Source organism: Streptococcus cuniculipharyngis, from assembly GCF_007859195.1.
Lineage (GTDB): Bacteria > Bacillota > Bacilli > Lactobacillales > Streptococcaceae > Streptococcus > Streptococcus cuniculipharyngis.
This window is the reverse complement of the sequence record NZ_VOHL01000001.1, coordinates 553,587-578,165: the sequence shown is the minus strand read 5'-3', so window position 1 is coordinate 578,165 and position 24,579 is coordinate 553,587. Positions and strand designations below refer to the sequence as shown.

The following is a 24,579-nucleotide window of genomic DNA, read 5'->3' as shown; positions in this document are numbered from 1 at the left end:
TATCAATTGTTAATCTTTTTAGATGAGCAAGATAGAGAGTATGGGGCATTGGGGACCCTGTCTTATACGAACTCAGTTAATGGTGAGCGGTCAATTAGTGGTGAGATTTACTCTAATACTCACGTGCTTAATCAGCTTGATAAGGGCTGGCGACTACGTTTCAATCAGGAGTATTATGTGGTGACTTATGCTAAGCCCTTGGATAAGGGAAATCAACTGCAAGTGTCTTTTGATGCTGTTCATCAATTCTTTTGGGATTTTTCGAAGCAATCTGTTTATCAACAATTACCGAATGGTTCTCATACCTTTGTTGCTTACTTAGATTTTATTTTTGCAGGTAGTGGCTATCAGTATGTTTTAGATCCCTTGCTACAGGTTAAAGCCTTTGAAAAGGATTCTTTTGGCTTTAAGAAACGGTTGACCTTATTTAATGACATGATTTCGTCTACGGGTGTTGAATTTCAGGTTAGAGGAAAAGTGGTTCGTTTGCTGGCACGAGTGGGAACGGACTTATCCACCATTGTGCGAAAGAATTTCAACATGAACGAGTTGAGAATTGAGAAAAACATCAACGATTTCATTACCTATCAGAAAGGTTTTGGTGCTTGGCATGATGAAAACGACCATTCTAAGGGACGATTAGAAGTGGCTTATGAAAGTCCACTAGCCAGTGTTTATGGTCGCCTAGAAGGTGCCCCTTTGGTTGATGAGCGTTATAAACAGGTGGAAAGTTTGAAAAATGCTCTCAAGAGAAATGTAGAGTCCTCTTATACTGTATCGGTGCAGTTGGACTTGGAAGATTTGACACGAGCGGGCTATGATTATCAGCAACCTGTTGCTGGTGATTATATTATGGCTATCAATGAAACTCTTGGTTTTCGTGAGCGTATTCGTATCGTTTCTTTTACAAGTCAGTATGATGTGACGGGAACTCTTATCTCTCATAAGGTCACTTGTAATGATTTAGGTACAGTACGAAAGCAGGAATCTGCGACGGTTCAATCGTCTAAACAGATTGGGCAGGCCCTTTCTCAAATGGACACGGTAGCACAAGTAGCTCAAAAAGCCTTGGTATCAGCTAATGGGAAAAACCAAGTCTTTTTTGGAACAGAAATGCCCCTTGACCAACCGAAAGGGAGACTGATTGCGGGAGATAGGCTCTATTTGACTGTGGGTGATGAAACAAAACTGTATTATTGGAATGGGGCCGAATGGTTACCAGAGCCAGTGGTGAATGATGTTGAACGCTTTAAGTCGGAACTATCAGATGAGCTGCAGCGTATCACTGCCCAAATGGCGGAAAATGAGATCGGTCGTTCTCGGGAGATGGCTAGTCTATTGGCTAAGGCCAATAGTAGTCAATCCCTAGCCGAAGAGGCTAAACGTTTGGGGCAATCAGCTCAGGCAGATGTACAGGGAGCCTTGAGCAGGGCTAGGGTAGCTAAAGAAGAGGCTGTGGCAGAGGCGGAGCGATTGGTGACGGTGGAGCGTCAGGCGACAGAGTTAAAAATACGCGATGCTAGACGGAGTGCGACGCTTGAGGCCAAGCAGTTACTGACGACTGAGCGTCAGGCAACTGAAACAAAGCTAGCATTGGCTAAGAGTCAGGCGGTTAGTGAGGCTAGTCGTTTGGTCGATGGGTTAAGAGCCAACTTGGGCAATCAGCTATCTGAGACACAGACGGACCTGACCCAAACCAAGGAGGCGATTAAGCTGTTAGCTTCGAAACAGACGGTTGATGGGTTATTAGGGCGAGTGGCTAGCACTGAAGCGAGTTTGCAGGTGCAGGTGGATCGAATTGCTCAATCGGTTAAAAAGCAGGACTTTGACCAGGCTTCAAGGCGTTTGTCTAGTGCAGAGAGCGCCATTACTCAATTGGGTAATCGGATAACGACAGAAATCAGAGAAACAGTGGCCAAGATTCCAAAGGCTATTGGTAGTCGTAACTATGCGGAGGACTATGATTTCAGTCGTGGTCTCTGGGAGTATAGTCAGGGAGATGCGTCGGCCCCCAACTGGCAGGTTGTCAATGGTGTTTATACGGTCACTGGGTCAACGCCGACTTGGCGACAATTTCAACTTTATTCAGACAGTGGTAGTCGTCAGGGCGGTAAAAGAGATAGTACAGCTCTTTTGGACTTGGAGGTCGGTCAAACGTATACGCTTTCGGTTGAAGCTAAGGTTAATTCTGGTAGTCCTAACATTTGGCTAGAGGTCAGGGACAATGGCCTAGCTAATTACGACCAGGTTGTGCGACATGGGTCTAAGCGGGTTGATGTGACGAGTTCTTGGGAACGCTATGAGCTGACTTTTACCCTAAAACCTAATAGCGACTTTAGTCATCGGCGGATTATTCTTGGGTATAGTGAGGTTGGCTCTGTTTCTTTTCGGCGAGTTGAGTTGGTTAAGGGGGCGGTTTTGACGGATGCGGGACCGGCACCAGAAGATGGCTTGACTGAGGTGGAATCCCTGAAAACGACGATTCGTCAAACGGCCAAAGGGGTTGAACAATTGTCTAGTCAAATCGTGGCATCCGAGAGGAAAATGTCAACGGCGGAAACGCAAATCAGGCAGTTAATCGGTGACGTGAGTTCAAAGGTGTCGCAAAAAGATTTTGACCAAACTAAGCGCTTGGTTAATCGTCAGGAAACCCTTATCCAACAGACCAGAGATCAGATTCAGCTGAAAGCTGATCAAGTGACGACGGATGATTTGATTCGGCAAGTTAGCCAGGCTCAGTCAGAGTTGAGACTGACGGCTAAGGGCTTGGAAGGTAAGGTCTCACAGACAGATTTTGACCAAGTTACAGGACGCTTGACGACAGCTGAAACCAAACTGAGTCAAACGGTTAGTGGGATTGAGCAACTCTCTAGGAAAGTCACTGCCTCAGAACAAGGGCTTTCGACTGCGGAAACCCAAATTCGGCAGTTAGTTGGCGAAGTGAGTGCCAAGGTGGCTCAGACGGACTTTGACCGTGTCAAGCAGACGGTAGATCGTCAGGAAACCGCTATTCGTCAAACCAGCTCTGCGATTTTGCTCAAGGCTGATAAGACGGTGACGGATGGTTTGCAGCGGACGGTTAGTCAAACCCAGACGGACTTGACGGTTTTGGGCAATGCGGTGAGGACCAAGGTGGCCCAGACAGACTTTGACCGTGCTAGTCAGCGGCTGACGACTGCGGAAAGTTCTATCCAGACCATGGCCGGCAAGATTGAGACCAAACTGTCACGGGCGGATGTGACTGGCATTGTGTCTCACAGCATTGAGCAATCTGAGCGGGGCATGACGGCAAGAATCAGTCAGGTGGAGGGGAAAATCCCTCTGGAAAGTTCTGGTAATCTCTTGGTAGATAGTGGAGCTGGCTGGACCAATCTTCATCAGAAGGACTTTGTCATCAGTGAGCCGATGTATGTAGGCTCCACCTACACCATCACGACGAGGTGGTGGCGAAGTGATAATAGTCGGCTGAATTTTGGTCTGCGGAGACATGCTAGTGATAGCTGGCAGTGGGTGGACTTGGCCTACCATCAGCGAATTGATGCTTGGACGGCGACCTTTACCTTGACCAAGCGGCTCAATGCTGGTGACGTGGTTTCTTTCTTCACGATTGAGACTGATGGGCGTGGTAGCGCTGCATGGGCGACCTTGACCAAGGGGAATATTCCCTTGTCGGTTTGGGAGCCTAGCTACAAGGAGCTGGTAACCACCAGTAAATTTCATGAGGTTAGAGACACGGTGGATAGTCATACGAGAACCATTGCTGAGCAGGGACAGTCACTGAGTCAGGTGGTGCAGACGGCTAATGGCTTGGTGACCAGGGTGGAGAATCTGTCGGTCGGTGGACGAAACTGGGTACGGGGGTCTAGTCAGATGAGAAAGGGCTCTGGGACTTGGGAGAGTGGCACCTTTAGGCATTCGGGGTCTGGGCGTTCAGAACAGATGACAATTCTCGATTTTCCAGGCAATGAGCTGGTGTCAGGGATAAGGTTGGTTGGTCAGGGAGCTGGTATTGCTCAAGACGCTTGTTTTGTCACTGAGGGCCCTTGGACAATGTCTTACTGGGTCAATGGGCAAAAGGGGACTCAAGTGAGGCTACAGGCCTATTGGTCAAGCAGTAATTCTCAAACGGGGGTATCGCCCACTGTGACGCTGAAAGGCGGTTGGGAGCGCCTCAGTTTTTCGGCCCAGAATCGTGAAGCTGGGCGTTGTAGTATTGCTTATCTGTACTTGGTGACGGGTCAGGAAGTGGTAGTGGCAAGACCTCAGTTGGAAAATGGGGCCCTGTTGACGGACTATCGGCCTGCGCCAGAAGATGGGGAGACGGCCTTGCAGGCGGTGAGTACGCAAACCAGTCATTTAGCTGGGTCTTATGCGATACGGAATTTGACCAGTTCAGGGACCATCCTCAATCAACTGAATCTAAATCGTGATGGCTCTGTAAAAATTGATGGTCAGCTTGTTCAAATTACAGGCCAGACTTATATTCAAGATGGGGTGATTACGTCAGCTAAAATTGCTGATCTTGATGCTGGTAAAATTAGGACAGGTCAACTGAATGCGGCTAATGTGGATATTGTCAATCTTAATGTCAATCAACTGGTTGGTCTTGATGCGAGTTTTATTCGTTCCAAAATTGAATATGCTTTAATTGATTGGTTAAAAGGAAAAACCATAGCGGCTCAAAATGGTGCCATGATGATGGATTTAAATGAGGGTGCCCTTAACTTTTTCACTGAAAATCCAGCCATGAGGCGGGCAGTTCCGGGCTATGGCAATCAGTTTATCAAGTTTGCGACGGGTCACTTCAACCAGACCGGACAATGGCAGGATAGTTTTGAATCTAATCAGACCATTATCGGGTCCAATCGTAATGGGATTGAGAGTGTTGAGGACGGTGGTTTTGCTGGTTTTAGGATTTGGAACATGCGGGTCAATAATGGGCGTCAGGCTGATATGGCCGATATGATTGACGTGATTGGCGACCGAATTGTTTTTCAGGATGCGGCAACGGGAAGCACTCGGTCACCTTGGATTTTGGAGACTTATAGTGGCAGTCATGATTTGCGCTTTTACCCACGTAATGACAATGGCCGTCGTCACCATTTGGGGGCTGAGGGCAATAAGTTCAAGACCATCCATGGGGAGGACATTTATGCCAATCAAATCATTATTGGTGGGGAACGGTTGGCCATGATGTTAAAAGATTTGGCTAATAAAATTGGCTACAGTGGTGTTAATGGCTGGGCAGATAGAATGAGATAGAAAGGAGTAGCGGATGGAAGAGGTTAATCAGGCGTTGCGGTTGGCGATTCAGGACTTGACTAGTCGTCTGGCTGATGAGCTAGCCACCAAGTATTTATGGGAGATTCAGTTAAGAGAGGTAAGGTCGCTTAATGAATCACTTCAAGCACGAGTGAATGAGCTGGAAGCTCTGCTTGATGAGAGAACACAACCGGCTGAAACAGATAAGGGAGGACAAGCATGAGGAGTTGGAAGCTAGAGGGGAAGTACCCTGTCTATAATGACATGGGGGTTATCACGCATACGGTGGTGACTCTGTCTGCGACTAGTGGGGGTTATGCGACCTTTTCAGAGAAGCTCTTGGGAGATCAGACAGCTAAGGGTGAGATGGACTTGGTGGATTTGGCTCGTGAGGCTTATTTTAAGTCGGAGTTTGCCGACCGTGCCATGGCTGAGTCGGTGCAGAAAATTGATGAGCTGGAAGCAACAACTGCTAGGGTCAAGGCTTTTATGACGGAGGCCAAGGCCTTGTTTGATGAGATGCAGGGCTCACAGAAAGCTTTGGAAGAGCGTCTAGGTCTGGCTGAGGCAGAACGCAATCAGCGTTTCCAACTCATTGAGGAGAAGTTTGTGATTCTCAATGGTTCGGTGATGGAGATGGTGAATGAGTTTTATGCTGGTGCAGAAAAGGATGAAGACGATGAAACAAGTTTGGCGACAACTGGCAGTGATGAGCAAGTCGGCGGTAGCGACAGTCCTACCGATCACACAGATGAAGAAACGGAGTAAGAAGATGATGGTAATGTTAATGGCGATGAATATTGTGGATGAGAAGTTTGATTTTTCTTTTAAGGATGTCCCTCGGGTGTTCAAAAAGAAGGTCAAGGCCCAGCTGGAATTGATGGGTTATCCGGAATTGGCTGATGACAAGGTGGTCAATTATAGCCCTAAGCGAGATGAGAAAGGGTGATATGGTGACCATTTTAGATATCATTTCTAACTATGCCCCCACTGTTGGGATGATTGCGACAGCCTTTTTTGGCTATAAGGCCTCGACCAATGAGAGTGTGGGCAAGGCTCGTTTTGAGGAGTTGAAGGGTGAGCTGGGTGCTATCCGCAGTGATGTCAATGTGGTGCAGGAGATTGGCCAGCTCAACAACAAGGAGGTCAAGCAGGTCAATGACAAGCTGGACCTGCACGATGAGAGCCACCTCATTGTCATGTACAATCGCTTGAAAAAAGACATCAATCTTGCCTTCAAGCGGGGTTATACGACCAGTGAGGAGTTTGCCTTTATCACCCGGATGCATAGTAATTACAAGGCTCTGGGTGGTAATGGCTATATTGACAGGCTCTATGATGATTTTAAGCAACTAACCATTAAGGAGGTAGAGGAATGACAAGTGTTCAAGAATTGATGATGGCAGGCTTTTTGTCTGTCTTGACAGGGTTGGCCCTATCCTTGGTGCAGGCCATCAAGCGTTATTTACTGGCCAAGGGTGGGGAAAAATTGGTTAAAATCGTTGAGATTATCGCCAAGAATGCCGTTAATGCGGTGGAACAAATGAGTCAGGACCAGACCATCAAGGGGCAGGCCAAGCTAAACCGTGCCTTGGGACTGGCTCAGGGTGAGCTGGAGAAATACAAGATTAGCATGACGGACCAAGAATTGGCTCTCTTTTTGGAGAGTGCGGTTAGGCAGTTGCGTCAAAGCTGGAAGGAGGAGTGAGAATGACCTATCAAGCATTCAAAAGTGAGGTGCTGGACAAGGGCTTTGACCTGGATGGCTCTTTTGGTTGGCAGTGTTGGGATGGCTATGCCAAGTGGTGCCAGTATGTCGGTGTGCCCTATGCCAACTGCACGGTGTCTGGCTATGTCAAGGACATCTGGGAGCAGCGGCAGACCAATGGCACGCTGACCTATTTTGACGAGGTGCCCATCAATAGCCTAGGGGCTGGCGATGTGGTGGTTTTTAAGGTCAGTCAGTCCACCCCTTATTCTCATATTGCGGTTTTTGATAGTGACGCAGGCAATGGCTGGGGGCTTTTCCTTGGGCAAAATCAAGAGGGAAAATACCGTCATGCCAATGGTGGGTCTTCCTTTAATCTGGCCAAGTTGCCCTATTCAGCCCTGTACCCAACAGCCTTTAGGCTCAAGTCAAGCTATCAGAAAGGAAAACAAGGCTTGGGGATTCCGACCAAGCGGGTCAATGGCGACCTCTTTTCTGGCTTGGTGACCCATGTTGACCCTAATGTCATGAATGCCGATAACAACCGTGCTCGGGTCAATCTGATTGTCATCCATCATAATGCGGGAACATCCGACGAGGCAGCACGGCGGACCTGGTATGTGGCAACTGGTGTGGGAACATCTGCCCACTACCAAGTGGCTGATGACAAGATTTGGGGCTGTGTCGGTGAGGAGTCTGTCGCTTATCATGCGGGCGATTATCCGACCAACCAACGTAGTATCGGGATTGAGCACCTCAACAATAGCGGAGCCCCTAACTGGACCATTTCGGAAGCAACCTATCGTAATTCGGCCAAGTTGATTGCGGATATTTGCCAGCGGTATGGTATTCCCATTGACCGTAACCATATCGTGCCGCATCAGTCCATTAGTGCGACAGCCTGTCCAGGTGACATTGACCTTGACAAGCTCGTCCGCATGGCTCAAGAGGTGGCTAAGGGGGCAAGTCTTGCAAAAAGTGAAACAGTTGCCCAATCAGGGAGTTTCCGTGTCAAGGTGGTGGTCAAGGACCTAAATGTTAGAAAAGCTCCGAGCCTGTCGGCTGCCAAAAGTGGGGTGGCCAAGATGGGTGTTTATACCATTACCGAAACCAAGACGGCAGATGGCCATGAGTGGGGCAAGCTCAAGAGTGGCGCAGGGTGGATTGCTTTGACTTATGTGAAACGATTATAAAACTCAAGTCCTTTGGATTTCTCCAAAGGGCTTTTTTTGTTTTAATCGGGTTTTATCGGCTTTATCTTGACAAAAGATGATACGATATGAGACAATATGGATGAACAAGAACGGTAAAATTAGCCCTTTCCTCTGTTCCGACCTATCAGTCGTTAAATCTACTCACTTATCTATGGTGACATAGACGTATAGTTGAAGCACACTATGCGGCTTGGCAGAGCTAAAAAACTGTTCCCTGGTGATAAGCCTAAGAAGCACTAAGGGGAGTTAGTGATTTACCCCTCACTAATCGTTGACCTAGCAGGGGTCGAAACCTGCTCAGTGCTTTTTTATTTTGTCATGGAGTTGATTGTGGAACTAAAAAAGCTTGTCAGTGATTATCGGGAACATTTTGTTGGGAAAACTTGTCAAGTTTCAACCAACTATAAAGATTTGGCTCAGTTGATTGTCACATTTCAGGCGACGGATTTACATCATCTTTTTGGTTTGCATAAGTTAACAAGCGATTATGCTAGTCAAACCTTAGAGCAGATTGAAAGTGGAATTTTTTGTTTAGAAAAATTCAGTAAATTACCGAACTTTCGTGAGGTAAAACAAAGGGTTGAGCTTTATCCTTTTATTGCGGATGTGTTTATCAGACAAGCTACGGAGTATTGTCTTATTCGCAAGGATTTATCAAGAAACACGATGAACCTTGATTTGGTTTTCTTTGAGGGAAATAGGCGTCATGTCACTGTTTTGGGCTTGAGAAAATCAAAAGAGGGTTATTATCGGTTGATAACCTTACATCGGTCACTAGCTCAAAAATATAACAAGGTTAGAAAAACAAAAATTACGGGTATCAAGTGGCTATAAAAATGATAATGAGGTCAGAAAGGCTCCTGACGCACTCGCAAGAGTACCTGAGATGTTGGATACGCCGCCCAACCGCTATCATTGTATTTCAGATTAAGTCCTTTGGAGAAATCCAGAGGGCTTTTTTGATACCCAAAATGATACCCATAATTATTGAATATGGTATTTTGGAGGAATCTTTTAGAAGTTAAACTGTTGATTTATTAAGGTTTGCAAGATTATTATAAAATAGTTTTCTTTTATTATATACAACAAGTATCTGTTTACCCAATCGCTAAATAATTCGTAAACACTAGCCTTGCCTAGTGTTTTTTTGTGCAATTTTTCGGCTTAATAGCTAAAATTTTGTTATAATGGGAGTATTAGACTGGAAAGAGAAGCGAATAAGGATGAATATTCAACAATTACGTTATGTGGTGGCCATTGCTCGCAGCGGCACTTTTCGTGAGGCGGCGAGCAGTCTCTTTGTGAGCCAGCCTAGCCTATCGGTTTCCATCAAGGATTTGGAGGAAGAGTTGGGGTTTAAGATTTTTACCCGCACGGCAACGGGAGCGGTCTTGACCAAACGGGGCAGGCTCTTTATGGAAAAGGCTCAGAAGTTGGTTACTAATTTTGAGAGTTTTGAAAATCAATATTCCCAATTAATCGGTCGTGATCGTGATTTTTCCTTGGCTAGTCAGCACTATGATTTCTTGCCTGATTTGATTTTGCAGTTTGCTAAAGCCTACCCTGAGTATAATCAGTTTCGGATTTTTGAGTCAACAACCATTCAGATTTTGGATGAAGTTGTGGAGGGCTATAGTGAGTTAGGCCTTATCTATCTCAACGAGCAAAATCGTCCCAGTCTCTTGGCTAAGATGGAACAAGAAGGTTTGGAATACATTGAATTAGCCACCTTCCAAACTCATATTTACCTAAGACAGGCACATCCTTTGGCGGAAAAGTCTCTCTTAACCATTGATGATTTGGCTAATTTGCCCACGGTTCGTTTCACGCAAGAAAAGGATGAATACCTCTACTATTTTGAACATTTGGTAGATCGTCGTTCCAGTTCAGCCATTTTTAATGTGACGGATCGGGCAACGTTGACGGGGATTTTGGAACAGACAGATGCCTATGCGACGGGGTCCGGTTTTGTCCCCCCTTCTTCCGGTCAAATTATTGCCCTCCCCTTGGCTGATGATTCCGTCAATCACTTGGTTTACGTTAAGCGCTCAGAAATGGCCTTATCGCCTTGTGCCGATAAGTTCGTGGAAACCATGAAAACCTATTTTGAGCAAGCAGGGAAAGGAAGAAAAGCATGAAAAAAGTTAGTGTGATAGGCTTGATTGTTATTTTGATTGCCCTTGAACAGGTGACAAAGTGGTGGACGGTTAAGAACATTGACCTAGGAGAGTTGCGTCCTTTTTTGCCAGGTCTGGTTAGCCTGACTTACTTAAGAAATTACGGAGCAGCCTTTTCCATGCTCCAAAACCAGCAGCTCTTGTTTACCTTAGTCACCATCTTGGTTATTAGTGGGGCAACTTACTACCTGTTCCGGACTTTAGGAAAAAACTGGTTGCAAAGCCTGGCTCTGGTCTTGATTATTGCGGGTGGTTTGGGCAACTTTATTGATCGCCTACGTCAGGGCTTCGTGATTGATATGATTCATTTGGATGTTATTGATTTTGCTATTTTTAATGTAGCAGATATTTACTTGACCTTGGGGGTGATCCTGCTCATGCTAGTATTTTGGAGAGAAGAAGATGAAATTAGAAATTAAAGAAAATAGCCTTGGCAGCCGTTTGGACAAGGTTTTGGCAGATTTGACCGTCTTGTCACGTTCCCAGGCTAATGAGGAAATAAAAAGGGGGACGGTTCTGGTCAATGGGCAGCCCAAGAAAGCTAAGTACGCGGTCCAGTTGGGCGATGTTATTAGCTACCAGGTGCCAGAAGTCGAAGAGCTAGACTATGTGGCAGAGGACCTTCCCTTGGCCATTATCTATGAAGATGAGGACCTTGCAGTGGTCAATAAACCTCAAGGTATGGTGGTTCACCCTTCAGCGGGTCATACTTCCGGTACGCTAGTCAATGCCCTGCTCTACCATATCAAAAACCTATCCAGTATTAACGGTGTTGTCCGGCCAGGTATCGTCCATCGGATTGACAAGGACACGTCGGGCCTTTTAATGATTGCTAAAAATGATTCAGCCCATCAGGCACTAGCTGCTGAATTAAAAGACAAAAAATCGCATCGGCAATATTTGGCTCTGGTTCATGGCAATTTACCAAATGACCGTGGTGTTATTGATGCCCCGATTGGTCGCAGTGACAAGGACCGTAAAAAACAAGCTGTCACTGCCAAGGGCAAGGAGGCTATCAGCCGTTTTCAAGTCCTAGAACGATTTGGTGACTATAGTTTGGTGTCAGTGGTTTTGGAAACTGGTCGTACCCATCAGATTCGGGTTCACATGGCCTATATTGGTCACCCAGTGGCGGGAGATCCCTTGTATGGGCCGCGAAAAACCCTCAAGGGTCAAGGTCAGTTTTTGCATGCTCAAACTTTGGGCTTTACCCATCCTAAAACAGGAGAATTACTAACTTTCGAAGCTGAGTTGCCAGAGATTTTTCAGGAAACCTTGGAAAAATTACGAAAATCTCAAAAAAACTCTTGAAAACTTCTGGAAATATGTTATACTAATCAACAATGAATAGAAATCCTTTAAGGACTGTCCCGTGAGGCAGGTAAGGAGCAACAAAGACAAGTAATGCAGTCGTGGATTGTATTGATATTTTTGTGGAGCCTCCTTGCTTAAAGGAGGCTCTTTTCTAATGACAAAAGGAGGTTGACATGGCAGTTAAGGAAATCTTAGATGATTTGACTATCAGACGGACTATTGTACGGATGACATACGAGATTATTGAACGGCACAAAAGTCTGGATAATGTAGTTTTGGTAGGCATTAAGACACGGGGGGTCTATATTGCTAGACGGATTCAAGAACGGATAAAGCAAAGTGAGGGGCTTGATCTGCCGCTTGGCGAGTTAGATACGCGTCCCTTTCGTGATGATGTCAAGCTCGCTGAGAACACGACCACTATGCCCCTAGATATTACTGGCAAGGATATCATCCTGGTTGATGATGTTCTATATACTGGAAGAACCATTCGAGCAGCCATTGATAATCTAGTCAGTTTGGGTCGGCCAGCTCGTGTTGGATTGGCTGTGCTGATTGACCGTGGGCATCGTGAATTACCGATTCGGGCAGATTATGTTGGTAAAAATGTACCAACGAGTTCTCAGGAGCAGGTGATTGTTGGCATGAAAGAGATTGATGGGCAAGATCGTGTTTGTTTATCAACCTTAACGGATGTAGGAGGAAAATAATGGAAAATGTAAAATATGATGTGCATGATGTGCCCCGGCCAGGTCAATTGTTAGGTCTCTCCCTACAACATCTCTGTGCCATGTTTGGGGCGACAGTTCTCGTTCCTATTTTGGTTGGTATCGACCCGACAGTAGCCCTGTTATCCAGTGGTTTGGGAACTTTGGCCCATTTGTCAGTGACTAAATTTAAGATTCCTGCTTATATGGGGTCGAGCTTTGCTTATATTACAGCCATGCAGGGCTTATTAAAGACCGATGGGATGGGAGCAGTAGCTCAGGGAGCTATTGTTGGAGGCCTAGTCTATCTTTTAGTGGCAATGATTGTTCGCTTTGCCGGCAATGCCTGGATTGATAAGATTTTACCGCCCATTGTAGTCGGACCTATTGTTATGGTTATTGGTTTAAGTTTGGCAACGACTGCGGTCAATGATTTGATGTTAAAAGATGGCCAGTATAATATTCACTATGTGGTGATTGGTCTAGTCACGCTCATGGCAGTTATCTTCTTTAACATATATGGTCGTGGACTCATTGCCATTATTCCAATTCTGCTCGGTCTTTGTACGGGCTACCTCTTTGCCTTACTCTATGGTTTGATTTTGGGGCAGGATTTTGTCAACTTGACGGAAGTTGCTGCAGCTAGCTGGTTGAGTTTACCTAAACTCTATATTCCCTTGATGAGTGAACCATTCAAAATTTACCCAAGTGCTATCTTGACCATGGCGCCCATAGCTTTTGTGACCATGACTGAGCATTTTGGCCATTTAGTTGTCCTAAACAGCTTAACTGAGCGTGATTTCTTTAAGGACCCAGGTCTGGATAAGACCTTGACAGGAGATGGTTTGGCTCAAATTATTGCTGGATTTATTGGTGCCCCTCCAGTTACCTCTTATGGAGAAAATATCGGTGTCATGGCACTTAACAAGGTTTACTCAGTGTCTGTTATTGCTGGAGCAGCTGTTTTGGCCATTGTTCTTAGTTTTGTTGGCAAGGTATCAGCTTTGATTCATTCTGTTCCTAAGCCAGTCATTGGAGGTTTGTCTGTCGCCTTGTTTGGAGTTATTGCAGCCAGTGGATTGAAAATTCTTATTGATTCAAAAGTGGACCTGGATAATAAGAAGAATTTATTGATTGCTAGCGTGATTCTAGTGTCAGGTATTGGGGGACTCATGCTGCAAATTCAAGGCTTCCAAATTACGGGAGTTGCTTTCTCAACTCTCTTGGGAGTGATTCTTTATCAAATCTTACCAGATTTAGATTAAAAAACGGTGGAAGCTTGGCTTCCATCGTTTTTTAGTGGCCGAATAATTTTTTGAAAAAAGATTTTTTCTGTGTTTGTTCGGGTGCTATAGCAGTTTTTTCCGGTAAATAGGCACTTAAGTCGGTGGAAGAAACTGTAACCGCTCGATCATGATGAACCACGATACCATAGGGAGATTTGGCAGTTGTTTCATTGACAATAGTGGCAGTTGCTTTTGCTTGCTGAGAGAGTTTGAGGTAGGTCATTTGGTGGTTGAGTGTTAATTTTGGAGAAATTTTCACAGACAAGTTAGGGAAATCTCCCTTTAATTGAGCAAGAATCTGGGGAAAGACGTCAAGTGTGAGGTCTTGGTCGGCCTGTTCCTCTTCAATAGCCAAGATGACCCGTTCGGCAAAGGTGCCGAGATAGATTCGCTGTTGGTCAGGATTTAGTCGACGTTCACCAGCCGAGGCCTCTAAAATTTTTTTATCAAGATGTTCCATAGCAACTCCTCATTGATCTAATATCCTTATTCTACCATCAAATGATGAGAAATAGTGTTTTCAAGGCTTTTCATCTCTTTTTTTCAAAAGATATACCTTTGATTTGCCTAATGGCTCGAATTGTGGTATGATAAAAAGGTAACAAATTAAACTCAAAGGAGAGTAATAACATGTCAATTATTACTGATGTTTACGCTCGCGAAGTCCTAGACTCACGCGGTAACCCAACACTTGAAGTAGAAGTTTATACTGAATCAGGTGCTTTCGGCCGTGGTATGGTACCTTCAGGTGCTTCTACTGGTGAGCATGAAGCAGTAGAACTTCGTGATGGTGACAAATCTCGTTACGGTGGTCTTGGAACACAAAAAGCTGTAGATAACGTTAATAATGTTATCGCAGAAGCTCTTATCGGTTATGATGTTCGTGATCAACAAGCGATTGACCGTGCAATGATTGCGCTTGATGGTACACCTAACAAAGGTAAACTCGGCGCTAATGCTATTCTTGGTGTGTCTATCGCTGTTGCCCGTGCAGCTGCTGACTACCTTGAAGTACCACTTTATAACTACCTTGGTGGCTTCAATGCTAAAGTTCTTCCAACACCAATGATGAACATCATCAATGGTGGATCACACTCAGACGCACCAATTGCCTTCCAAGAGTTCATGATTTTGCCAGTTGGCGCTCCAACATTTAAAGAAGGACTTCGTTACGGTGCTGAAATTTTCCATGCCCTTAAGAAAATCCTTAAAGAACGTGGTCTTGAAACAGCTGTTGGTGACGAGGGTGGTTTTGCACCAAAATTTGACGGTACTGAAGATGCTGTAGAAACAATCCTAAAAGCGATCGAAGCTGCTGGTTACAAACCAGGTGAAGAAGTCTTCATTGGATTTGACTGTGCTTCATCAGAATTCTACGATAAAGAGCGTCAAGTTTACGATTACACTAAATTTGAAGGTGCAGGTGCTGCCGTTCGTACAGCAGCAGAACAAGTTGACTACCTTGAAGAATTGGTTAACAAATACCCAATTATCACTATCGAAGACGGTATGGATGAAAACGATTGGGATGGTTGGAAAGCTTTGACTGAGCGTCTTGGTGACCGTGTTCAATTGGTTGGTGATGACTTCTTCGTAACTAATACAGAATATCTTGCAAAAGGTATCAAAGAAGGTGCAGCTAACTCAATCCTTATCAAAGTTAACCAAATCGGTACGTTGACTGAGACATTTGAAGCGATTGAAATGGCTAAAGAAGCGGGTTACACTGCGGTTGTATCTCACCGTTCAGGTGAAACTGAAGATTCAACAATCTCAGATATCGCTGTTGCAACTAATGCTGGCCAAATCAAGACAGGTTCATTGTCACGTACTGACCGTATTGCAAAATACAACCAATTGCTTCGCATCGAAGATCAACTTGGTGAAGTTGCAGAATACCGTGGATTGAACTCATTCTACAACCTTAAAAAATAATCAAACTAAGGCCTTCGGTGCTTTAAGATGAGAGAAACATTCTAGGATATTCCTAGGATGTTTTTTCTGTTTTTCTTGAAAAATACTGAAAAACATTAAACATCATTCGGTTTATGTGATATAAGCCTTATAACCTATAAAATTATTTAATTATGATACTAATTTGTGGAGTAAAGATACCTTTTTTTGCTATAATAAAGGTGTAAATGGGTGTAAAATGGAGGAAGGAAAATGAATCAAAAGAAGACAGATTTATTTAACAAACATTTAAGATTTTCGATTAGGAAATTGTCAGTTGGTATCGTCTCTTTGGCGATAGGAGCCTTTTTTGTCGGAGGCGGCCTAAGCAGCCCTGTCCAGGCAGATAGTCAGGTGACGACTAGCCTGTCTCACAGTCCCCTGACCCAGTATAATTATGTGACCGAGGATGAATTGAGTGCAGATGAAAAGGCCCTTATTCAAGAGGGGTTGCCGACAACTCATGATGCACATTGTCATAATTATTACTTGGTCTATCGTCCAGCAGGCAATAGTATCCTGCCAAGTACAGCCAGCCAGGCCCTCTCTCTATTAACAGTAGGTGGTCAGGTCTTGTTTGTGGTCTTGGGCATTAGTCTGGTGGCAAGTAGCCGAGGTAAAAAGGAGCGTCTGGTCTCATCTATCATGTTGATTACCCTATCAGGGACAATCTTTGTGCCAAGTATTCAGGCCCTACAAAGTCAGAAATTATCAGCCTATAATCAAGTTTACCACTTACAAACCGGCCAAAAAATGCCAGACGTGGCCGAGATTCCAGGCTACAAGTATATTGGTTATCTTTCCCTTTGTAGCTGTCAGGACAAGGTAGTGACAGATCTCTTGCCGACGAGCTCCAGTGAGACAGAAACCAGCCTAAGCTCTAGCAAGACTGAAGCAAGTTCAAAGATTTCTGAGCCAGTCTCAAGCTCAGTGGTCACTGGTAAACCAGAACAAGTGGCGACTGTTCCAGGCTCCTCAACAGCACCCTTGGAAGAAGTTAAGGGCCCAGTAGCTGAGCCAAAGCCGGAGAGTGAGTCCATCCAGCCAGAACCAGCTCCAAGTCAGCCGACTAAAGAGAGTCAAGCAGTAGTGACTGTTCCATCTTCAAGCCAGGTAGTCAAGGAAGTGGAGAAAGAGGTCCTAGTTCCGTCATCAAGTCAGGTCATCAAGGAAACCGAAGCAGTAGTGACTGTTCCATCCTCAACTCAGGTCGTGAAAGAAGTAGAGACGATAGTGACTGTTCCTTCAGCGACCACAGTGACGACAACTGAAGAGGTTGTCAAGGAAGTTCTTGTGGATGTTCCAGTGGTCAAGACCAGTGAGACAATTAGCTCAACTACCACCTCAGAAGGGAAAGTAGAAACCATTGTATCTGAGGTAGAGACGATAGTGACTGTTCCTTCAGCGACCACAGTGACGACAAGCGAAGAAGTTGTCAAGGAAGTTCTTGTGGAAGTTCCAGTGGTCAAGACTAGTGAGACGGTGATTGAAAGTTCAACAACGGTGGAAACGACAGTCCTTGTACCAACGGAGACCAAGACAGAGCAGACACTGGTGCCATCAAGTACTAAGGAAACTGTTGAAGAGACCGTGCCAGCCTCTTCAACAGTCAGTCCTGTTCCAGAGCTACCAGCAAGTTCAACCAGTGTCGTTAAGGAAGTTCCAGTAAGCCCATCTAGCACTTCTCAACCAGAGTTAGGCAGCAGCGAGCCATCAAGTAGTGCAAGTGCTTCTCAGCCAGAATCAAGCAGTAGTGAGCCATCAAGTAGCGCAAGTTCTTCTCAGCCTGAATCAAGTAGCAGCGAGCCATCAAGTAGCTCAAGTTCTTCTCAACCAGAGTCAAGTAGTAGTGAGCCATCAAGTAGCTCAAGTGCTTCTCAACCAGAGTCAAGCAGTAGCGAGCCATCAAGTAGCTCAAGTTCTTCTCAGCCTGAATCAAGTAGCAGCGAGCCATCAAGTAGCTCAAGTTCTTCTCAACCAGAGTCAAGTAGCAGCGAGCCATCAAGTAGCTCAAGTGCTTCTCAACCAGAAACAAGCAGCAGCGAGCCAGATAGCACGCCAAGTTCATCAACCGAAGAGCCTGTTGTGGACAAGTCAGCCCTGGCCCAATTAGTTAGCCAGGACCCAGAGCTGCAAGAAACCATTCGATATGTTTACGCGGATGTACAGGCCAAAGAGCAGTATGACCAAGCCTTACAAGCGGCGCAACAGGTGTTGTTGACTAATCAAGTAACCCAGGAACAGGTGGATGCCAGTCTCTTGTCCTTGAAAGAGGCTATGGAGCGGCTGAATGGACGCTTAAAAGCGACACCAGAATTGAGCTTAACCAAGGTAGAAAAAGATGATGATGCGGCTAATGCTCAATTATCCTACCGTTTAAGTGATCCCGATCAAGCTGTTGAGCGGTTGATTGTACGTGTCTATGACGCTGATAAGTTGGTAAAAGAAGTAAGCGTGACAGACTTGAGTCAACCGTTTGAGATTAAGGACTTGTCTTATGGTGTGCCGTATACTTTTGAGTCTGAGTTGGTTTATAATCTGAGAGATGGTCAACAATCTAAGACGGTCTCTCATGACCAGACAGTGGAGTTGAGCCTGAAAGCAGAGCCAAGCCTAGCCTTAGTGGAAGTCGTCAAGAATGATGACACCCGAAGTGCCCGTTTGACCTTTGAGTTAACCGATAGAGATAAGACGGTTAGCGGTGGTTTGGTCAAGGTGTACAATGGAGACCAGCTAGTTAAGGAAGTAAGCGTCACTGACTTTAGTGAGCCAGTAGACTTGTCCGACCTGTCTTATGGTGTGCCGTATACTTTTGAGTCTGAGTTGGTTTATAATCTGAGAGATGGTCAACAATCTAAGACGGTCTCTCATGACCAGACAGTGGAGTTGAGCCTGAAAGCAGAGCCAAGCCTAGCCTTAGTGGAAGTCGTCAAGAATGATGACACCCGAAGTGCCCGTTTGACCTTTGAGTTAACCGATAGAGATAAGACGGTTAGCGGTGGTTTGGTCAAGGTGTACAATGGAGACCAGCTAGTTAAGGAAGTAAGCGTCACTGACTTTAGTGAGCCAGTAGACTTGTCCGACCTGTCTTATGGTGTACCCTATCGTTTCAAGACGGACTTAACTTACGACTTGCGAGATGGTCAACAATCTAAGACGGTCTCTCATGACCAGACAGTGGAGTTGAGCCTGAAAGCCGAGCCCAGCCTAGCTTTAGTGGACGTCGTCAAGAATGATGACACTCGAAGTGCCCGTTTGACCTTTGAGTTAACCGATAGAGATAAGACGGTTAGCGGTGGTTTGGTCAAGGTTTACGAAGGAGACCAGCTAGTTAAGGCAGTAAGCATCACTGACTTTAGTGAGCCAGTAGACTTGTCCGACCTGTCTTATGGTGTACCCTATCGTTTCAAGACGGACTTAACTTATGACTTGCGAGATGGTCAACAATCTAAGACGGTCTCTCATGACCAGACAGTGGAGTTGAGCCTGAAAGCAGAGCCAAGCCTAGCCTTAGTGGAAGTCGTCAAGAATGATGATACTCGAAGTGCCCGTTTGACCTTTGAGTTAACCGATAGAGATAAGACGGTTAGCGGTGGTTTGGTCAAGGTGTACAATGGAGACCAGCTGGTTAAGGAAGTAAGCATCACTGACTTTAGTGAGCCGGTAGACTTGTCCGACCTGTCTTATGGTGTACCCTATCGTTTCAAGACGGACTTAACTTATGACTTGCGAGATGGTCAACAATCAAAGACGATCTCTCATGACCAGACAGTGGAGTTGAGCCTGAAAACAAAACCGGTGCTTGAGCTGAAAACTGTTGAAACAGATGATGAGGCCAAGCAAGTCCGCCTGACTTATCAATTGACGGATTCAGAGCAGGCTTACCAGGCAGCTGTGGTTAAATTCTATGACGGGGAAAAATTGATTAAGGAAGTGCCCGTGACAGACTTGAGTCAACCAGTTTTGGTAGAAGGCTTGGCTTACAATCTTCCTTATACGATAAAAACAGAGATGACCTATGACCTTCGTCGTGGACCTGAACAAGAAACTCAAACTTACCCAGATCCAGTAGAGTTAAACCTGAAAAAAGTCGTCTTTAAAGATGTTTATCAAACGACTCTCTATAAATATGACAATGGGCAATTGGTCAAACAAACTGATTTGACTGGTATTCCGGAGGATCTATCAACTTACTTTGTTAAACTTGAATCTGATAAGATTAAAGATGTTTTATTACCAGTTGATCAAATCGTTGCAGATGGTGATAGCTATAAGGTCAAATTAGCATGGCCGGAAATGGTTGAGACAGTAGATGGTCAGACCAGCTACCGTGATGGTTTTGAGTTTACTCTTGGAGAAACTCAAGAACGTCGAGTGGATTATAGTCAGCTACCGGGTTATCATAGTGCTAATCAGATGGCTTATAACAATATTGAAAAACTATTGCCACTATATAATGCAGAGACCATTATCAAATATGGAAATCAGGTGGACAAGTCTAGCAAGCTCTACACGACGGAGTTGGTTAGTCTAGTGCCGATGGTTGACAATCAATTTGTAACGGATTACTATAGTCAGCATGGACAGATCAATCGCTTGATGTTGCATTATCTCGATGGAACAGTTGATTATGTTGACTTAACCAACGGTCAGTTCTTTAAGAATAGTCAGGTTAAGGAGTATAGCCTAGCTGGTACAGCATTGATCTATACCCCAGATCAATTTATCCAAGATCAGGAGGCTCTTCTAGATGAGTTGACAGAGAGTCTTCAAGCTGTCGATTATTTCAATGGATTAACTAAGCTTTATCCAAACTTGAACTATGACAATAGTCTTCTGATTGCTGAAAGAGAGCGGATAAAAGCTAGCAACAATGAACAGGCCAAACAATCCTTAATGGCTCGCCAAATAGATCCACTCTACCTTCAACCAACCTATGATAAGGTTAAAGAGAATATCCGTACTTATCTCAAATCACTTTTATCTCAAGAAGCTATTTATGCAACGAAAGCTGATGGTAGGGCTAATCTAGATTACCTGCGAGATAAATTCTTGAAGAACAAAGAAAAGCTCCTGCTGGGCTTGGCCTATGTGGACCGTCTTTATAATGTTAATTATGGTGATAAGAACATTAAAGACCTGTCTCTCTTCAGACAAGATTTCTTTGGTCAAACAGTTAACCCAACTGACCTAATCATCAATCTGGGTGCTAGTGGTGTGAATAACTTGATGTTTAGTAAGAGTTCTGAAACGTATCAGACTTATCTAGGTAGTAAGAATGGTAAAACAACCATTATGGATTACCTCAGCGCCTACAATAAGTTATTGACCAGTCAATCCGATAATGATTGGTTCAAATCTTCAAGTAAGGCCTATATTGTTGAGACCCCTTCACAAGAAGTCCCAAGTGCCAACACAGAAGTTTACCAATCCTTATCATCCCGGCCAAACCTACAATCTTATCTTCTGCCTTTGTTGACCCTGTCAGATGAAGGAATCTTCATTATCAACAATATGACAACCATTAACTTTGGCATGTATGACCGTGGTATTGACATGTCGCTTAAGGAGAAAGATCCAGCAGCTTATCAGAAACAAGTAGAAGATTATCAAGCTAAGGTGAGAAAGGCGGCTGAAAAACAACGAGATTATTACGATTTATGGTATCGAATTGCTAAACCAGAGGTAAAAGATAGGTTACATACGAATAGAGGGATGCCAATTCCAAACTGGGATGGTTACCTCTACAACAATCGAAAAACCTGGATGCAACCTTATGGGGAGACCGCTTCTAATCGGATGTTGGACTTCTTTGGTCCAATCGGTAAATGGTATGCGCCTAATGGAACAGGGGCCTATGCAACAGGTAGCCTAACCCACTTTGTTGTTGATACTATGATTAGTGATTATGGTCAAGCCTTGACAACCCATGAGATGACCCACAATCTAGACGGTCGGGTGTATCTCGGCGGTTATGGTAGAAGACCGGGTCTAGGTGCGGATTCCTTTACAACTGGTTTCTTTGAAAGTGTTAATGGTGCCCAAAATAAACGTATCGGCCTAAACTTACATGCGGATTATCTCAATGACAATGATGGTAAATTTGCAACGCAAAGGAATTATAATGCTAATGTTGACCGTTTCCAAAATATGGCTGACGTTGATGAGTACGTTCGGGGGATGTTTGATGTTATTTATACCCTAGATGCCATTGAGGGAGAAGTTTACCTTGCTAGCCCACTCCAAAAACAAAAACAATTGTTTAGACGGATGGATGCTGTTAATGAAGGTAAAGTTCTAGCGCGTAACCGTGCTATTACGGCAGAGGAATGGGCGAGTCTAAGCTTTAATAGTTTGGCAGATTTGGTTAATAACCAAGTTGTGATTGCGACTAACGATGAATATGCTAAAGATCGCGCTTATGAAAATACAGGTTACAATGTTAGTTTAATGTTTGTTCCAATGTATGGCGCCTTGACTTATGACAAGTCACCAGATAACCTAACCTTCAAGCGTTTATCCTATGAATTATGGGCGGAACTCGGTTATGAAGGTATGCTTAATTACGCTTCTGATAAATTGAGACGAAAAGCCATTAATGATCGTCAAGATTATAATGATCGCTACATTTTGAAAGAAACTTTCGGAGATAAATACCAAGATTTTGCAGCCTTTAAGTTGGATATGTTGGAAGGTCGATTAGCTAAGGCTAAGGCAGGCAATTTGAAACCTGTCAGCTTTACCTATAAAGGCAAGACCTATCAGGCGACTTATGAGCAAATCAAGACCTTGATGACTCAGACAGTTGCTAATAATCCAAAAGAAACAGCAGTCTTGAAAGAGGCTATTTATCGAGCTTATCTATTAGATACCGATGATTTCCGACAATCAATCTATCAGTAGAGTTAATCTAAAAAACCACCTCAACACTTTTAGTTGGGGTGGTTTTAGTCGTTGATTTCAATAGAAATAGCAAAGGATTTAACCTCATCAGGTTAAATCCTTTGCTTTAGATTGAGATGGTTAGGCCTTCTTTTTTAATAGAATATTTAAAACTAGGGCGACTAAGGTTCCTGTTGAAATGCCAGATGAGAAAATCATTTGGAGAGCAGTAGGAAGATTTTGTAAAAAGTCAGGGCGAACAGTGACACCGATACCGAGAGCAAATGCGATAGAAATAATCAAAAGTTCCCGGTCGCCCAGGTCAATTTGACTGAGAATTTTTAAGCCTTGTGCTGCAACTAGGCCGAACATAATCATCCCCACACCTCCTAGAACAGGTTGTGGCATGACTGAAATTAGCGCACTTAATTTAGGAAAGATACCGAGTAAGGCTAGGATGGCACCCGCTACAATCATGACGTGAGTGCTGGCTACCTTGGTTAGGGCAATGAGCCCAACATTTTGTGAGAAGGCGGTGTTAGGACCAGCGCCGAACAGGCCAGAAATCAGTGAACCTAGGCCGTCCGCTAGAACACCAGCAGCAGCACGGTCTTTAGAGACCTTAACCTGTGATGCTTGGCCGATAGCCATCATGACCCCGACGGTACCAATGCTTGAAACAATGTAGGCAGGAACAAAGGAAAGGGTCGAAGCTAAATCAAATTTGAGGCCGTAGCGGAGAAGATTGGGAATCTCTAGCCAGCTGGCTTCTTGAACTGCACTGAGGTCCACCATGTTTAAAGGAATACAGATGAGATAGCCAAAAACCATACCAATAAAGACGGCGGCTGTCTTCCACATGCCTTTGCCAAAATGATTCAAGAAAAGGGTAAAGAGCATGATCGTAAAAGCAATGGCGAGATTTTTTAGGGAGCCATAATCAGCAGCACCGTAGCCACCAGCTGCCCAATCGATACTGACAGGCAGGAGGGTAATTCCAATGAGGGAAACCACAATTCCAGTAATCAGAGGTGGGAAAAATCGCATGAGGGGTTTAATAAATTGGCTGAGGATGATTTCAACGACAGCCCCTGTAATCGTTGCTGTGACAATACCTGCTACACCAAATTTGGCGCCAACACTAATGGAGGGATTGACAAAGGTGAAGTCAGTTCCCATCATTCCTGCTAGACGGGAGCCAACAGGACCGAGTCCCCGTGATTGAATCATGGTTGTGATGCCAGAGGCAAAAATGGTAGCTCCAACCATGAAGGAAATGTCTTGCACCTTCATATTGAGGGCACTGCCAATGACGAGAGGAACGGCGATGATTCCGGCGAAAGCAGCCAAGATATGTTGGCAGGCTAGAATTAGGGTGATGGCAAAGGGTGGTTTATCATCAATCCGGTAAATCATCTCTTGCTGGGTAGTAGTAGATGGATGTTTTGACATGTGAAACTCCTTAATGTTAAGATAGGGCTATTATATCAGAAACAAAAGAAAAAAACAACTGATTATCATGTGGTATAAACGAATAATTCGATAAAACAAAAAATAAACTCTCTTTCTAGTATTGGCAAAGAAAAATATGTGTAAAAAGCGAATGTTAAATAATTTCAGGGTTAAGAAAAAGACCCACATAGAGTAACTGTGGGTCTTATGTGATGAGTTAATCATCATCGTCATCATCTGAACTGAAGAGCATGTCATTGATTTTCATGGTGTTAACTTTGGCAAATTCAACCAAATCTTCATCAAGATTAACCAATTCATTATTGATAAAGCCGATGACCATTGGCATGCTCATGCCGGCATAGAGGTCAAACTGGCGACCTTCAAGGAGCAGGCGAGAAGCAACGTTACATGGTGTGCCCCCTTGCAAATCACAGAAGACAACAAATTCTTCAAAATCTTTGATGGTGTCTTCTAGCTTTTGCCGGAAATCATCAGCTCCCTCGCTTGGTTCAAGGACAACAGTGTGGATGTTGTCTTGAGGTCCCATCAGCATTTCTGTACTGGCCTTGAGGCCTTCACAGAAACTACCATGACTGATTAGTACAAGTTGTTTTGCCATAT

The 24,579-nt window shown here is 44.5% G+C and carries 18 protein-coding genes; 15 read left to right on the top strand and 3 right to left on the bottom strand.

Features of this window, described 5'->3' with window-relative positions; translation table 11 throughout:
* Positions 1-6 precede the first annotated feature (6 nt).
* The 13 genes from FRX57_RS02750 (at position 7) to FRX57_RS02690 (ending at position 13,647) form a co-directional block, all read left to right on the top strand.
* On the top strand, positions 7-5,262 hold the full coding sequence (locus FRX57_RS02750) for a gp58-like family protein (RefSeq protein ID WP_146566399.1): 5,256 nt from the start codon (positions 7-9) through the stop codon (positions 5,260-5,262).
* Between the two features lie 13 nt (positions 5,263-5,275).
* Positions 5,276-5,485 (top strand): hypothetical protein, encoded by a 210-nt coding sequence (locus tag FRX57_RS02745; RefSeq protein ID WP_146566397.1) that lies wholly within the window; start codon positions 5,276-5,278, stop codon positions 5,483-5,485.
* Complete coding sequence (locus FRX57_RS02740) at positions 5,482-6,030, top strand: DUF1366 domain-containing protein (protein WP_146566395.1); 549 nt, start codon at positions 5,482-5,484, stop codon at positions 6,028-6,030. The genes FRX57_RS02745 and FRX57_RS02740 overlap by 4 nt, the downstream gene beginning before the upstream one ends.
* Positions 5,942-6,211: a CD1375 family protein gene (locus tag FRX57_RS02735; RefSeq protein WP_146566392.1), complete on the top strand. Its 270-nt coding sequence runs from the start codon at positions 5,942-5,944 to the stop codon at positions 6,209-6,211. The genes FRX57_RS02740 and FRX57_RS02735 overlap by 89 nt, the downstream gene beginning before the upstream one ends.
* A 1-nt stretch (position 6,212) precedes the next feature.
* A complete protein-coding gene (locus FRX57_RS02730; RefSeq protein WP_246100908.1) occupies positions 6,213-6,641 on the top strand; it encodes a hypothetical protein in 429 nt (142 codons plus the stop codon).
* Positions 6,638-6,970: a phage holin gene (locus FRX57_RS02725; RefSeq protein WP_146566390.1), complete on the top strand. Its 333-nt coding sequence runs from the start codon at positions 6,638-6,640 to the stop codon at positions 6,968-6,970. The genes FRX57_RS02730 and FRX57_RS02725 overlap by 4 nt, the downstream gene beginning before the upstream one ends.
* A gap of 2 nt (positions 6,971-6,972) precedes the next feature.
* Entirely contained in the window at positions 6,973-8,163 is a 1,191-nt protein-coding gene (locus FRX57_RS07740) for a peptidoglycan recognition protein family protein (RefSeq protein ID WP_246100906.1), read from the top strand.
* A 270-nt stretch (positions 8,164-8,433) separates the two neighbouring features.
* Positions 8,434-9,018 carry a PBECR4 domain-containing protein gene (locus FRX57_RS02715; protein WP_246100904.1) on the top strand — a complete coding sequence of 195 codons (585 nt, stop codon included), beginning with the start codon at positions 8,434-8,436 and terminating at the stop codon, positions 9,016-9,018.
* Between the two features lie 389 nt (positions 9,019-9,407).
* A complete protein-coding gene (locus tag FRX57_RS02710) occupies positions 9,408-10,322 on the top strand; it encodes a LysR family transcriptional regulator (protein WP_146566388.1) in 915 nt (304 codons plus the stop codon).
* Positions 10,319-10,780: a signal peptidase II gene (lspA, locus tag FRX57_RS02705; protein ID WP_146566386.1), complete on the top strand. Its 462-nt coding sequence runs from the start codon at positions 10,319-10,321 to the stop codon at positions 10,778-10,780. Before FRX57_RS02710 ends, lspA begins: the two co-directional genes overlap by 4 nt.
* The gene (locus FRX57_RS02700) at positions 10,764-11,672 is read left to right on the top strand and encodes an RluA family pseudouridine synthase (protein ID WP_146566384.1); all 909 of its coding nucleotides are present in this window, start codon (positions 10,764-10,766) and stop codon (positions 11,670-11,672) included. The genes lspA and FRX57_RS02700 overlap by 17 nt, the downstream gene beginning before the upstream one ends.
* A gap of 176 nt (positions 11,673-11,848) precedes the next feature.
* Positions 11,849-12,385: a bifunctional pyr operon transcriptional regulator/uracil phosphoribosyltransferase PyrR gene (gene pyrR, locus FRX57_RS02695; RefSeq protein ID WP_146566382.1), complete on the top strand. Its 537-nt coding sequence runs from the start codon at positions 11,849-11,851 to the stop codon at positions 12,383-12,385.
* Positions 12,385-13,647, top strand: a complete 1,263-nt coding sequence (locus FRX57_RS02690) for a uracil-xanthine permease family protein (RefSeq protein ID WP_146566381.1) — start codon at positions 12,385-12,387, stop codon at positions 13,645-13,647. The genes pyrR and FRX57_RS02690 overlap by 1 nt, the downstream gene beginning before the upstream one ends.
* Before the next feature lie 31 nt (positions 13,648-13,678).
* Here FRX57_RS02690 and FRX57_RS02685 read toward each other — a convergent pair whose 3' ends face one another.
* Positions 13,679-14,128, bottom strand: a complete 450-nt coding sequence (locus FRX57_RS02685) for a YueI family protein (protein ID WP_146566379.1) — start codon at positions 14,126-14,128, stop codon at positions 13,679-13,681.
* A 170-nt stretch (positions 14,129-14,298) separates the two neighbouring features.
* On the opposite strand from FRX57_RS02685, the gene eno reads away from it, so the two are divergent.
* Complete coding sequence (eno, locus tag FRX57_RS02680; RefSeq protein WP_146566376.1) at positions 14,299-15,603, top strand: surface-displayed alpha-enolase; 1,305 nt, start codon at positions 14,299-14,301, stop codon at positions 15,601-15,603.
* A 231-nt stretch (positions 15,604-15,834) separates the two neighbouring features.
* Positions 15,835-22,524 (top strand): ZmpA/ZmpB/ZmpC family metallo-endopeptidase, encoded by a 6,690-nt coding sequence (locus FRX57_RS02675; RefSeq protein ID WP_146566374.1) that lies wholly within the window; start codon positions 15,835-15,837, stop codon positions 22,522-22,524.
* 120 nt (positions 22,525-22,644) lie between these two features.
* Here the strand turns inward: FRX57_RS02675 and FRX57_RS02670 are convergent, their stop codons facing one another.
* Complete coding sequence (locus FRX57_RS02670; RefSeq protein WP_146566372.1) at positions 22,645-23,955, bottom strand: uracil-xanthine permease family protein; 1,311 nt, start codon at positions 23,953-23,955, stop codon at positions 22,645-22,647.
* A 217-nt stretch (positions 23,956-24,172) separates the two neighbouring features.
* Positions 24,173-24,577, bottom strand: coding sequence for a PTS sugar transporter subunit IIA (locus tag FRX57_RS02665; protein WP_146566363.1), 405 nt, complete (start codon positions 24,575-24,577; stop codon positions 24,173-24,175).
* Positions 24,578-24,579: the final 2 nt, after the last annotated feature.